The organism is Leucobacter sp. UT-8R-CII-1-4 (assembly GCF_030010235.1).
GTDB lineage: Bacteria > Actinomycetota > Actinomycetes > Actinomycetales > Microbacteriaceae > Leucobacter.
The window spans coordinates 457,513-471,071 of sequence record NZ_JASCRS010000003.1 but is presented as its reverse complement, the minus strand read 5'-3'; the positions used below and the strand labels follow the sequence as shown (position 1 = coordinate 471,071).

General features: G+C 58.8%; 11 protein-coding genes, 1 tRNA gene and 1 pseudogene. 1 reads left to right on the top strand and 12 read right to left on the bottom strand.

Annotation, left to right across the window (positions count from 1 at the left end):
• The 5 genes and pseudogenes from QBL02_RS09535 to secA all read right to left on the bottom strand — a co-directional run.
• A pseudogene (locus QBL02_RS09535) lies at positions 1–852 on the bottom strand (hypothetical protein); the annotation flags it as partial.
• A gap of 236 nt (positions 853–1,088) precedes the next feature.
• Positions 1,089–2,045 (bottom strand): DMT family transporter, encoded by a 957-nt coding sequence (locus QBL02_RS09530; protein ID WP_282726181.1) that lies wholly within the window; start codon positions 2,043–2,045, stop codon positions 1,089–1,091.
• Between the two features lie 108 nt (positions 2,046–2,153).
• Positions 2,154–2,226 (bottom strand) — tRNA-Thr (locus QBL02_RS09525).
• A gap of 101 nt (positions 2,227–2,327) precedes the next feature.
• The gene (locus QBL02_RS09520) at positions 2,328–3,281 is read right to left on the bottom strand and encodes a thioredoxin domain-containing protein (protein ID WP_282726180.1); all 954 of its coding nucleotides are present in this window, start codon (positions 3,279–3,281) and stop codon (positions 2,328–2,330) included.
• A 75-nt stretch (positions 3,282–3,356) separates the two neighbouring features.
• Entirely contained in the window at positions 3,357–6,161 is a 2,805-nt protein-coding gene (gene secA, locus QBL02_RS09515; protein ID WP_282726179.1) for a preprotein translocase subunit SecA, read from the bottom strand.
• Positions 6,162–6,282: 121 nt separating this feature from the next.
• On the opposite strand from secA, the gene QBL02_RS09510 reads away from it, so the two are divergent.
• On the top strand, positions 6,283–7,086 hold the full coding sequence (locus QBL02_RS09510) for a polyprenol monophosphomannose synthase (protein WP_282726178.1): 804 nt from the start codon (positions 6,283–6,285) through the stop codon (positions 7,084–7,086).
• 31 nt (positions 7,087–7,117) lie between these two features.
• On the opposite strand, the gene raiA is transcribed toward QBL02_RS09510, so the two are convergent.
• The 7 genes from raiA to QBL02_RS09475 form a co-directional block, all read right to left on the bottom strand.
• Positions 7,118–7,750, bottom strand: coding sequence for a ribosome-associated translation inhibitor RaiA (raiA, locus tag QBL02_RS09505; protein ID WP_282726177.1), 633 nt, complete (start codon positions 7,748–7,750; stop codon positions 7,118–7,120).
• A 17-nt stretch (positions 7,751–7,767) separates the two neighbouring features.
• Entirely contained in the window at positions 7,768–8,583 is an 816-nt protein-coding gene (locus tag QBL02_RS09500) for a phosphoribosyltransferase family protein (protein ID WP_282726176.1), read from the bottom strand.
• Positions 8,584–8,687: 104 nt separating this feature from the next.
• Entirely contained in the window at positions 8,688–10,367 is a 1,680-nt protein-coding gene (locus tag QBL02_RS09495; protein WP_282726175.1) for an LpqB family beta-propeller domain-containing protein, read from the bottom strand.
• Positions 10,364–12,073, bottom strand: a complete 1,710-nt coding sequence (gene mtrB, locus QBL02_RS09490) for an MtrAB system histidine kinase MtrB (RefSeq protein WP_282726174.1) — start codon at positions 12,071–12,073, stop codon at positions 10,364–10,366. Before mtrB ends, QBL02_RS09495 begins: the two co-directional genes overlap by 4 nt.
• 4 nt (positions 12,074–12,077) lie before the next feature.
• The gene (mtrA, locus tag QBL02_RS09485) at positions 12,078–12,761 is read right to left on the bottom strand and encodes an MtrAB system response regulator MtrA (protein ID WP_282726173.1); all 684 of its coding nucleotides are present in this window, start codon (positions 12,759–12,761) and stop codon (positions 12,078–12,080) included.
• A 92-nt stretch (positions 12,762–12,853) separates the two neighbouring features.
• Positions 12,854–13,297, bottom strand: a complete 444-nt coding sequence (locus tag QBL02_RS09480) for a hypothetical protein (protein ID WP_282726172.1) — start codon at positions 13,295–13,297, stop codon at positions 12,854–12,856.
• A gap of 13 nt (positions 13,298–13,310) precedes the next feature.
• Complete coding sequence (locus QBL02_RS09475; RefSeq protein WP_282726171.1) at positions 13,311–13,550, bottom strand: DUF3499 family protein; 240 nt, start codon at positions 13,548–13,550, stop codon at positions 13,311–13,313.
• Positions 13,551–13,559 lie beyond the last annotated feature (9 nt).

Sequence of the window (13,559 nt, the reverse complement as noted above, 5' to 3'; positions counted from 1 at the left end):
CTGCCACACCTCAGCAAACGAACCGAACACGACATACGTGCCCGTGAACTTCCCCGCGAGCGGCGGACGCGAACCCGAAGTCTCCGGATCACTCGCCACAAAACCAGTACCCCGCACCGTCACCACATTCGCAGCATCCGGATCAAGATCAGAAACAGCACCCTCAACAGTCACCGCAGGAGCAGCAACCACTGGCGCACTGTAGGCGACCGCTGTGGTGGTGTCCTGTGACTTATCGCCCATGCCCTGGCCGTGAGCCTTTGAGGTGTACACGGCGTACGACTTTGCATCTTCGAATGCAGGGGCGGTGAACGTAGTTGTAAACGTTCCGTCGGCATTGAGCTTTGCGGTGCGTCCCGCCTCGGTTGAGCCGTCCTCGTTCGTTGGTCCAACGAACACTGTGTCAAGCATGCTGCCTGACCCAATGTAGAAACCGGGGAGCCCGGCTGGACCGAATCCGACATACACGCCCGGGGCTGCGGGGTTAAAACCGCTACCCGTTACGGTAATGGTGCCGCCGGCACGCGCAGCTTCAGTGGTGACCACAACTGGCGTCGAAACCGCTGCCGCTTGTGGAGCTTCAGCTGGAGCTTCTTCGCTCGCCGGTGCCTCTTCGACTGCAGTCTCTTCGGCAGGAGCTTCGGTAGCTTCCGAAGGCTCAGCCGTTTCTGATGCCTCAGTCGTTTCTTCGGCAGGAGCTTCAGCAACCGGTGGCTCAACTACCTGGCTGGTCTCTGCGGCCGGCTCTTCAGCAGACGCAGCTGGAGCAGCAAGTAGCGCCCCGCTAACTACTAGGGCAGCAGAGAGCAGCGTGGCGAGTCCGCCACGCATCCGCTTACCAAATGCCTCCACGGCAACACTCCTCGGCTCAGGACAAACAAAACGGGGGCACACAAAGACCCCCATCGGACTTAGCTGAGGTAAACCTAACTTCAGCCAACTCTAATAGTCTGACGAATATCATCAGATGTTGCAAGTCTCATGCATTAATTGGCGTACGAAAAGCACAGTCGCTTCATTACTGGGCGCGCCAACGTTTCTCCCCAGCGCAGCAAAAAGCTTGAGCTACGAGGATCGCCCACCCACAGCTACGGGCGTTTTTTAGCGGGCAACGCAGCGATCAGAACCGCCACTAGCGCAATACCCGTGCCGATCAGCATGCCAGTAGAAACGCCACCGGCGAGCGGCATCCCTGCTTCGATAGCGACCGAAGTGAGCAACTGACCCGCCACATTCGACATGCTGAGCAAGAGCACACCCGCCGTGCGCACGAGCACCGCCGCGAGTCCAATAAAAACAGTACCGAGCGCTCCGCCTAGGTAATACAGCGGCTCAGAGGGCCAATACCCTGGCCAGCCATGTATTCCGACCGAGACAGCAGCGATGGCCGCGAGCAACACAGTTCCAAATAGAAAACTAATTGTCGTTGCAGTCAATGCGCTCTGTGCCGCCGAGCGCAACACCCCATTCACCGCAGCCTGCATCGAAACTCCAGCACCGACGAGAACGGGGATCACGATAAGCCACATCTGCGAACCAACCCCGCCCGAGCCAGACAGGTCAGCAACAACCGAGAATCCGACTGCGATCAAGGCAAGAACGGTTCCGAGAACTCGCGTAAGCGTCGGATTCACGCGACCGCCGGGGCCAATACCCATCCGATCGATCATGAGCCCGCCAAGCACCTGGCCTGCAACCATACCGACTGTAAACATAGCGAGCCCGAGAACGGTCGCAACGATACCCTGGGAAAGCACCAGAAATGCGCCAAAGGCACCGCCGCACAACGCCCACCAAGGCAGATGCCCGCTACGAAACTCACGCCAGACCAGCGCAAACCCTTTTCTCCCACGACGACTAAGCGCGGCAAAGATTGCTGCCACCGCGAGCCCCATGGCAAAAGAGATAAATGCGGTGAGATACGGGTCACCGATCTGCTGGCTCAGACCACCATTGATTCGCGACTGGGTTGCTGTGAGCGCACCTGCAAAGCCGCTACCAACGAGCGCCAGCCAAAGCGGAAGACTCGATTTTGTTGACGGCACTCAACTATCGTACCGTCGCCCCGTGGCTTCGTGATCCACAGCAAAACATCGCAGCCTGCGGAACACAAACCAAAAAGGACCCGCCGAAGCGGGTCCTTTTTTCGTCTGAGCCCCCTGTCGGACTCGAACCGACCACCTGCGGTTTACAAGGCCGCTGCTCTACCAGATGAGCTAAGGAGGCAATGGTACTCAGTCGAAACTGACCACCTAGAAGAGGATACCTGGTTTTTAGGTGCTTCGCTGACCACGCGCAATGAAACGCGGCCAGCGAAGCTAAAAAACCTAGTTGCTTGACTCTGCAGCCGCGTCTTTCTTCGCGTTGCTGCCGTCAATCTCGGCCTTTACCTTCAGCAGGTACTCTTCGAGAGTTCCGTCGCGGCCTTCAACCCACTGCTGACCGTTCACAATAACGGTTGGCGTGCTGGTGAGGCGCTGTGGCTTGTCGGCAGGCTGCAGATCGCCGACACGAGGGTCATTGATTAGCTGAGCGCCTTCCGCGAGACCAAGCAATCCGGTCTCGCTTGCTGACTTCCAGTTGCCGTTGATGAAGCTTGCGAAACGCTGGTCCTTCACGCACTGCTTCAGCTCGGTGGTGAGCTTTGCTCCCGCAGCCTCTGCGTTCTCAAGCAGCTGATCATCGGTCAGGCCAGTGGTCTGCTCCTGTGGCTGCACACCAGCGCTAAGCAGACGATTGTGCAGCGCGAACGCGCTGTCTGGCTGCTGGTCAACGACACAGCTCACCAGGTTTGCCGCACGAGTCGAGTACTTCGTACCAAGCGACTGACCATCAAGGAAGTTCAGCGGGAAGACGGTGAGAGCGATGTCACCGCTGCCGGCGTACTGCTCAAGCATGGTGCCGTTCTGCTGCTCAAAGTTGCCACAGGCTGGGCACATGTAGTCGACGTAAATCGTGACGTCAACCGGCAGCGATTCGAAGTCTTGGTCGAGCGCCTTACGATCCTCGTCGGGCTGCAGAGCCTTGGTCTTTTCAACCTTCAGATCTTTGCCGAAGGTAACACCACCAGAAATCATGTTCAGTGGGCCGGGGCCAGCTGGCTTAGCGTTCTGAGTCAGAACCAGCGCAACCACAGCGACGATCGCGATGATAACTGCCGCGATGCCGCCCTGCAGGAACAGGCGGTTGCGCTTTTCGCGCTTCTTCTCAGATTCGCGAGCGACACGTGCTTGTTCACGCGCCTGCTCACGTCGCTGATTCTTAGTAAGTTTCTCGTTCATTGAATCTCCATTTGGACCGGAAACCGGGTATCAATTCATGCTCCACCGGGGCGACCCGGCAGTGGAGTGGATGTGCTACTTCTTCTTACGGCGATCTGCACGGTTGCCGGCGTCGCCACCCTCAACCTGCTGACCAAACGCACCGCGCTGTGGCGCTGCTGCCTGCGAATTCTGGGCAGAAGACGCCTGTTGCGCTGCGGCTGCAGCGGCAGATTTAGCCTTCTTGCCGTTCTTCGCGGGGTTACCGCTCTTGCCAGTCTTTGTCGCAGCGCCGCTTACCGCGGTGCCACCATCCTCGTCAGGGGCCGAGTAGCTAAATGCAGAGTCGTCAACGCTCTGTTCAGCTTCAAGTCCGCCACCCTCAAGGTGTACGTGGTCTCCTGGTCCCTCTGCCTGACGCACCTGAACCTCAAGGTTGTAGAGCAGCCCAAGCGACTCTTCCTTGATCTGGCCCATTGTGCTCTGGAACAGGGTGTAACCCTCGCGCTGGTATTCGACCAGCGGATCGCGCTGAGCCATGGCACGCAGGCCAATACCCTCCTTGAGATACTCCATCTCGTAGAGGTGATCGCGCCAGCGGCGGTCAATAGCGGTCAGCACAACGCGGCGCTCAAGCTCACGCATTGCTTCTTCGCCGAGTGCCTCTTCACGCTTCTGGTATGCCAGCTCAGCGTCGGACAGGATCTCGCGACGGAGGAAGTCTCGGCTTACGCTCTTGCCGCCGGACTCTGCAAGGATCTCGTCGGGAGTGATGCTTACCGGGTAGATCTGCTTCAGATCGTTCCACAGCGAATCGAGATCCCAGTCGCCGGTGTCATGCGAATCGAGAATCGCATCGGTTACCTGCTCACGGAACACCTCAACACGGGCCTGAATGTCTTCGCCGTCGAGAATCTGGGCGCGGTCAGTGTAGATAGCCTTACGCTGGCGATCCAACACGTCATCGTACTTGAGCACGTTCTTGCGAATCTCAGCGTTGCGCTGCTCAACTTGGCTCTGCGCGCTCTGGATTGCTCGCGTAACAACCTTCGATTCAATTGCGAGGTCGTCCGGGAAGCTTGAGCGGTTCATCAGAGCGGCGGCTGCACCCGAGTTGAATAGACGCATCAGGTCATCAGTCAGTGACAGGTAGAAACGACTTTCGCCTGGATCACCCTGTCGTCCCGAGCGGCCGCGCAGCTGGTTATCGATACGACGCGACTCGTGACGCTCGGTACCGAGCACGTAGAGACCACCGGCCTCGATGACCTTTTCCGCCTCCTGCGAGACTGCTTCTTTCACAGCAGCAAATACTGCGGGCCATTCGGCCTCGTATGCCTCTGGGTCTTCTTCAGTCGAGAAGCCACGGCTGGTCATCTCCTGCACTGCAAGGAACTCAGCGTTTCCACCGAGCATGATGTCAGTACCACGGCCTGCCATGTTGGTGGCGACGGTGACGGCACCAAGGCGACCAGCTTGAGCAATGATCGAAGCCTCACGCGCATGGTTTTTAGCGTTCAGGACCTCGTGACGCACACCAGACTTCGCGAGCAGACGCGAAATGTACTCGCTCTTCTCAACGCTGGTGGTACCAACCAGCACAGGCTGGCCCGACTTGTGACGTTCGGCGATATCGGCAACTGCCTGCACAAATTTCGCTTCTTCGTTCTTGTAGACCAGGTCTGGCTGATCCTTGCGCTGCATGGTGCGGTTCGTTGGGATCGGTACGACGCCGAGCTTGTAGGTCGACATAAATTCGCCGGCCTCGGTCTCAGCAGTACCGGTCATGCCTGACAGCTTCTCGTAAAGACGGAAGTAGTTCTGCAGGGTAACGGTCGCGAGCATCTGGTTCTCGGCCTTGACCTGAACGTTTTCCTTGGCCTCGATGGCCTGGTGCATACCCTCGTTGTAACGACGGCCCGCAAGAATACGGCCGGTGTGCTCGTCAACGATCAGCACTTCGCCGTTCAGTACGACGTAGTCCTTGTCACGGGTGAACAGGGCGTTTGCCTTGATGCTGTTGTTCAGGAACGAGATCAGTGGGGTGTTCACCGATTCGTACAGGTTCGTGATGCCGAGGTAATCCTCGACCTTTTCAATGCCTGGCTCGAGCACACCAATGGTGCGCTTCTTCTCGTCAACTTCGTAGTCAACGCCTGCCTTCAGCGTCTTCGCGATCCGCGCAAACTCGGCAAACCAGCGATTCGCGTCACCTGAAGAAGGGCCCGAAATGATGAGAGGCGTACGCGCTTCATCGATCAGGATCGAGTCGACCTCGTCGATGATGGCGAAGAAGTGGCCGCGCTGCACACGATCGGCAGAGGTGCCAGCCATGTTGTCGCGCAGGTAGTCAAAACCAAACTCGTTGTTGGTGCCGTAAGTAATGTCTGCGTCGTACTGCTTGCGACGTTCAGCTGGCGACTGGCCTGCGACGATGCAGCCGGTGGTCATGCCCAGGGCACGGAAGACGCGGCCCATCAGCTCGCTCTGGTAGCTCGCGAGGTAGTCGTTCACCGTAATGATGTGCACACCCTTGCCAGCGAGCGCGTTGAGGTACGCAGGCATGGTTGCTACGAGGGTCTTACCTTCACCCGTCTTCATCTCACTGATGTTGCCGAGGTGCAGGTTCGCGCCGCCCATGACCTGCACGTCAAATGGACGCAGGCCGATTGTGCGCTTCGCAGCTTCGCGAACCGCGGCGAACGCCTCCGGCATCAGGTCATCAAGTGTCTCGCCATTTGCGAGACGCTCGCGAAACTCTTCGGTCTCGCCACGCAGCTCTTCATCACTGAGCTGTTCAAATGTGGGTTCGATCGCTGCGATGGTCTTGGCCAGTCGCTCAAGCTTCTTCAGGGTGCGACCTTCGCCTACGCGAAGGACTCGTTCGAGGACTGTCGCCACGTCGTATCTCCTGGAAATTGTACGGTGAGAGCCCGATGCGTCTGAGCCCAGGCACGCCGTGCTTTCTGTTGCCGAATTGTGACAACGCCTCAGCTTAGCAAGCCTGGCCTAGGGTTGTTCTGTGAGTGAGGATCAACTTTCTTCTCCGGCGGGCGAGCCCACGGAGGTTGCTCAGTCGCGCGGTAGCGACTCAGTGCTGGTGATTCTGCCTACTTTTAATGAGGTTGCAACGCTCGGCGAAGTGGTTTCTCGCCTCACTCAAGTGGTTTCCGAAGCTCACATTTTGATCGTTGACGATGCCAGCTCTGACGGCACAGCGGAACTGGCAGATGAACTTTCTGCGAACTCACCGAGCATCTTCGTGTTGCATCGCAGCGCAAAGCTTGGTCTTGGTACCGCGTATTTGGAAGGGTTTGAGTGGGCTGCTGCTCGCAGCTACCGCTGGCTCGTTGAAATGGACGCCGATGGATCGCATCTTCCTGAGCAGTTGCCCGAGCTTTTGCGGGCGGCGCGAGACGGTGCGGGGCTTGTCATTGGAGCGCGTTGGATCGAAGGCGGTCGTGTGCAGGGCTGGCCCTGGTATCGGCGCTGGATCTCTCGAACCGGGACGGGCGTGGCGAGGATGCTGCTGCGTTCCCGTTTGCACGACATCACGAGTGGCTTTCGGGTCATTGATCAGAGCTGGCTTTCAAGACTCCCTGAAGGCTTTCCAAGCACGCAAGGCTATGGCTTCCAAGTTGAGCTCGCATGGGGTCTTGAGGAGGCTGGCTGCCCGATTGCGGAAGTGCCGATCACGTTTGTCCAGCGCCGTGCCGGTAAATCGAAGATGACGGTCGGGATCGCCTGTGAGGCGCTTACTTTGGTGCTTCGACACGGACTCCGTTTGCGCTTGGCACCTAAAACGCCAAGTGGCCCGCTGGAATGATCCAGCGGGCCACAGGCTAAGTAACTATCGTTTAGTCGTCTGCGAGCGAGATGACACCGTAGTTCCATCCCTTTCGGCGGTACACCACACTTGGCTTCCCTGACTCGGTTTCGATGAAAAGGAAGAAATCGTGACCGACGAGTTCCATCTGGTCGACCGCTTCATCGATGGTGCAGCGTTCTGCCGGGAATTCCTTCTGGCGGATCACCACTGGGGTGTACTGCTCTTCAGTCTGCTCGGCGTTTATGACCGGATTCGCGCCGGTTGCAACTGCCTCGAGAGTTTCAAGCGGTGCGGGTGCAACATCAACCACGCTGAAACCTTCGGCTGCAGCTTCACCGAGCGAGGTGCGACCTTTGCCTCGACGATCTTGTTTGCGATCTTTCATACGGCGAATGCGTTCGAGCACTCGACCGTATGCGATGTCGAACGCGGTGTATTTATCGTTGCCGGTGCTTTCAGCTCGAATGACCGGGCCGGGACCTACTACCGTGATTTCGACGCGGTCCCCGTTGTTTGGACTGCGGTCGCTGAGACGCGAAACCTTAACTTCGAAGGCTTGCGCTTTCGGGAGGAGGAGTTCGACCTTATCGGTTTTCGAACCCACATAGTTCTCGAAGCGATCGGTTACTCCGACGCCCCTGCCGCGAATGCTTACATCCATGGTGACCTCCTTTGGGTTCAGGCGGGTGGCCACATTGGCGGACGCACCTTCACGCCTTTCTCGAACCCTACCGCTGTTGCCCCCTCCAGTTCCACATTGTTCAGCAATCCGTCAGAATTGATTTCATCTTTTCTCTGAGTGTTGTTCATGATGGCCACCGCGACTACTCGGGCGCCAACTGCGGCGAGCGCTTGCATCGCAGCATTCAGAGTGGCTCCGGTGGTCATGATGTCATCGACCAGCACCACTTCGGAACCTTGCAATCTGCTGTGCAAATGTCTTGGTACGCGCACCTTTTTGGCGTTGCGAATTCGATCTGCCGCGCTCAGACCAAGCTGCCCGGCTCGCCCAGGAGCTGCTTGGAGTGCACCCGGCAAAAAACTCCCGAGCTGGCCTCTCTTGTGCCCCTGCCTTGTTATGTACCGAAGCGAGTGGCTCACGATCAGGTCGAGGTGTCGATACCCGCGGCTTCGCACGCGCTCGATGCGCGATGGGGCGGTCACGATGAGTGCTGATCCGCTGCCGCGCTCTAGCGCTGCAACTAGGGGTCCGGCGAACAGTGCTCCGAGCAGTGGAGCGAACCGGATTGCTCCGCCGTGCTTGTACTTCACGATGAGGCGACGCATTGCGCCCTCATAGGGGCCGTACGCCCACACCTCGGCAAGCAGTGGGGCAGCAACCCGACCGGCCCTGCCGATGGTGGCGCGCAGCCCGGTTTCACATGGCAGGCAAAGTTCTCTATTCGCTGCCCCGCAAATCACACAGCTGCAGGGCCACAGGATTGAGCGCAGATCGAGCCAGAGTTCTCGAAGTGCACCTCGTTTTTCACGCATGGTGAGATTCTGAGCCCGCGAGGGGTCGACTGCGCCGATCTACACAGCCCGCCGAGGCAGCCGGCGATCCAACGCCCCTGTGAGCGAAGACCGTCGAGCTGCTGCTAGCCCACCTTCGCGATCAGATCTACGTTGTTCATCGATGGCTGCCAGCCAGAACCCTGCGGCACAAACATTCGATGCTGTTCGCCGAGCACACGCAATAGCGCGCGCCTGCCACCGCCGCCGCTGACCGAGGAGCCACCCGAAACCGTGCCCGACTCCGCTGCGAACCTGCCACTTACCTCACCGATCGTGACGCGCGCCGAATTGCCGAGCAAACCGGTTTCGCTCAGCAGCACGTACCGGTTGTCGCTGATCCAGTCGAAATCGATTGGTGCTCCCGAGTCCCAGAATTGCAGACTCACCTCTTCGGTAAGACCTACGGGCAGACCCTTCGAGTCGCGAACCACCCCGACTACCAAGAATTTGGTTCCAGTTTCGTCTTGCACGAGTGCCGCGAGTCGGTTGCCCCCGGTCGACAGACGAATCGCAGCAACTTCAACGTCGGAAAGCCAAGGCACTGCCAGCTCGGTCCAGTGCACGTCTGGAGTGCTTGCCCGAATAATGCCTGGCTGAGTCTCGCTGTACGTCCAGATGTAACCGAGCGCATCAATGCTCGGCGCAATCTGCTCATCACGGATATCAAGACCGATGCTGCGTTCTTTCGTGACGAGGGCCACACCATCGCTGTTGAGCACCGCTGCCGAGTTCAGATCTGGTGACATCGTGACAGCCTCCGGTCGAAGCTCAACAATCTTGTCGCTCAATCCATTCATCGGAGTCAGCGATCCACCGGCAGCAAGACCGAATTCACCGTCTTTCATGAGCGCAATGCTCTGATGTTCGCCAGCGGGGGTTTCTTCAGAAATTGCCGCGTCTCCCCCGGCGAGCACCGTGCCGTGCACTGCGATCTGAAAACGCGACACCCCTGAAAGGCCCTGCAGGCTCATTTCAAGTTGCCTGGTAATCGCTGCCATTTCACTGTCATCGGCATCAAGCATTTCGGTCGAGAAGTCGATCACCGCGGTGTTGTCGACAACCGCTACGTCTCTCGTCGACAGTGTGGTGCCCTCTGGAAACGCACTCCGCGCGGCTCCCGATATAAGCGCCGACGGGCCCTGCAGCAGTGCATTCACAATCTGTGATGGCATCGCCGAGTTACGAAGGAACCAACGAATCTCAGGCACCAGGCGTTGGTCCGGGCTCAAAAAGTAGAGCTGCCTGGTCGTCCAGACGGCTGAGAAGGTGCTCCGGTCGAGAATAATGCCGTTGGGGGCAGACGAGATGCGCCATTCACCGTTGACTTTGGTGAGCTCAAATTGCACGTCTGTGCCCTGCTCAGGGTTCGCTGGGGTCATTGTGCCGCCGGAGTCAACGGTGGCGCTCACATGCAGGGTCAGTACCGCCAGCCCTGATTCGGTGCTCTGGTACTGCTGAGGCCCCTCATTCACAAACACCCCGAGGCCGGGATCCCAGAGCTCAGCATAGGTTGGAGCAAGAAACTCTCGCGCAATCTCGTAGCCGTTGGCATGTGACGATGCGGCCCGCACAAAACCTCGCACGATGGTTTCTTGGTCTGCGCCCGAAATTGGACCCTGCGGGTTCAGGTAGGCACCACGCTCAACCTGGGCAAGATTTGGAAGCCCTTCTCGAACGGGACCCGAATCAGGCACGGTCGCGCAGGCAGTAAGCGCGAGCACCGCAAGCGAAGCGAGCATTGCTGAACGTATACGACGTGTCATCGTTCTTTCTCCCTTCGCACTCGTCTGCGGGGTCTGCGCAGCCATCCCCCGGTCACGTCGGGGTCGCCATCTTCTGGCACCACGTCGTCTGGCACCAGCGGCACGGGCGACATAAACGCTGCCGATTCGTCACCGCGCGGCAGCGTGAGCCGAAAGTTCGTGCCCTCGCCAAGTCGTGACCAGACTTCAAGCAGGCCCCCGTGCACGGCAGCGTCTTCAAACGCAATTGCGAGCCCGAGCCCGGTGCCTCCCAGAGTGCGTTTTCGCGATGGATCGGCCCGCCAGAAACGGTCGAACACGTGCAGGGTGTCTTCGCTCTTCATGCCGACACCCCAATCTCGAACGCCAATCGCCACGGCCGACGCGTTCGAGTCAACCGTAACAACGATTGGGCGACCCTCACCGTGCTCAATTGCGTTGCCTACGAGGTTTGACACAATACGTCGAATACGCCTTGGATCAACCTCGATCACACCGAAACCACCAAGTGGTCTGAGTTCAATCAAGCTTTCTGAGAGTGGGCGTAGCCCCTCAACCACTTCCTCGGTGAGCAGCACCAGGTTCGTGGGTTCTGTTTCCAGGGTGACCGGGCCCGCGTCGTAGCGGGAAATCTCAAGCAGGTCGGCCAGCAGCGCCTCAAATCGATCAACTTGATCGCTGAGCACCTGCACAGGCCTCGCCTGGCTTGATTCCGGGTCGGCCACCTGACTTCGCAGTACCTCAGCTGCCAATTTGATAGTGGTCAGTGGAGTGCGCAACTCGTGCGACACATCTGAAACGAATCGCTGCTGCATGCTTGAGAGTTGATCCAACTCTTCAATACGAGACTGCAAGGTATCGGCCATGTGATTGAAGTTGTTTGAGAGCTCGTCAAAGTGCGTGTCGCCCTGCATCGGAATACGAGCATCAATTTCGCCGGCGGCCAGGCGATGACTTGCAGAAGCCGCGGCTCGAATCGGACGGAACACCAGCCCAGAAATCGCCCACACCAACACCGCCAAAAGCAACAGCAGAAGCAGAGCCATAATGATCAGCGCGCGAGTAATAAACTCAATGCTTTTGCTGACATCGGCGAAGCTGTATCCGATGTACAGGTCGTAGCTGCCAGCTCCCGCCGGGAACACCACGGTCGAGGCCACCAAGATACCTGGCGACACAACACCACCATCGTCGACAAGCCGCACCGCCTGCCAGTACTGCGGCGCCCGACCCTCGATCAGGGCTTCGCTCAGGTCAGTTGACACCACATCAACCAATTGCTGCGAAGTGAACGAATCATCTGGCGCGAGAATTGACGGCCCCTGCCCCGCCTGCCTACGCAAATAGATCAACTGGCTAGCCGAGGTGCCTTGCACGGTGCTGCGAACCGAGCCGGCAAGGGTGGTCAGTGAGCTAATGTCGGCGGCATCTGACTCATCGAGCTGCCCCTGCGCGGCAAGGGTCGCTCGCGCGGAGTCTTGCAACGCCTGATCACGCCGCGAGGAATAGAGGTCAGTGCTGATTCGGTCGAGCACGAGCGCACCCATGAGAGCGACCATGAAGATCGCAATCAGACCGGTAATGGTCATGGTGCGCAGGCGTAGCGAACTGGCCCAGGCAGCGCGCACTGGCCCAAGCACCGGCTTGGTGACGCGCAGCAGCCACACCCTCAGGCGGCGAAGGCGCAACCCAAGTGGCGACCGACCGTGTCGTTTTGTCGCCGCCAAACGGCTACTCCGTTGCTGCACCGGCGCGGTACCCCACGCCGCGCACGGTTGTCACAATGGTGGGGTGATCCGGGTCGAGCTCGATCTTGGCGCGCAAACGCTGCACGTGTACGTTCACCAAACGTGTATCGGCTTTGTACTGGTAGCCCCAGACCTTTTCGAGCAGCACCTCGCGGGTGAACACCTGTTGAGGTTTTCTCGCGAGGATCACCAAAAGTTCGAATTCCAGCGGAGTGAGTGAAACAGTCTTGTCGCCTCGGCGCACCTCGTGACCAGTGACATCAATATCGATATCACCGACACGGAGTTTCTCGCCAGCCTCCTGCTGAGGCTCACGAAGTCGAGCCCGCACGCGAGCAATCAACTCGACGGGGTTGAATGGCTTCACAACGTAGTCATCGGCACCAGCTTCTAGGCCACGAACAACGTCTTCCGTTTCGCTGCGCGCGGTAAGCATGATGATTGGTGCACCAGACTCGGCGCGAATACGTGCCGCAACCTCGATGCCGTCGATACCGGGAAGCATCAGGTCAAGCAGCACCAGGTCGGGGCGGTGTTCACGAAACAGCTCGACCGCTGAGGGGCCGTCTGCAGCAAAAACCGTATCGAAGCCTTCGCCCTGCAGAACCATTCCGAGCATCTCAGACAGGGCTCTGTCATCATCAACCACAAGAATGCGTGCGCTCATGCTCCCATTATGTATGAGTCACCTGCGTTTGTTCGTCACCATCCGTTCAAGCGCGTTAAACCCAAGTGGTGCCAGGACCCGCGGCGTGTCGGCTAGAAGTGGTCGAATCGCCCTGGCGCGACTTCCCACGGCTCACGGCCTAGGTACTCACAAACGGCACGGTGCACGCAGTGCGCAATGAAGTATCTGCGGTGCTCTTCATCGTCAACGTGCAAGCCTTTGGCGCGTTGGATCGGCATTCGAAACATCACGATAGTGCGTGAGGGCCGATCAATCGAATAAAAGAGTGGCTGCTCGCTTTCGCCTACGCCTGTGGGCGCGGTGGCAAATCCGATCCGAATACCGTCGAGATCACTACCGAGATCTCGACGCAGAAGTTCAAGGGCGGCGCGGGCTGCAAGTTCAAAACGCGCAACTCTGGCGTCAGGATTTGGCAGCTGAGGGCCGGTAAGCGAAGAACGGATGGCGCGGCGCCCGTGACGCTTCACAGGTACCGCCGGGGGATCAAATCTCGCCCGTTTCTCTCGCCCAAACACGTCATCAGTCTACTTAGTCGGAGCTGTGCCGCACCAACTGCCAGCCCTCTGGCGGCGCGAGAGATTCAGCATGTCTCTCGCACAGGTCGAGCGCCGGCGGGGTGCGTTCGGGACTGAGCGGCCCCACCGCCATCATTCTGTCTGTGTAGTCAGCGGTGAGTGTGTACCGCGCCACTTGCGCGCACCCGACTCGAGCGCACAGCCTGCTCTCCCAGCCAGTGGGCCGCTCTGGTTCTGTGCGCTCGGGAGCCATATGACAAGT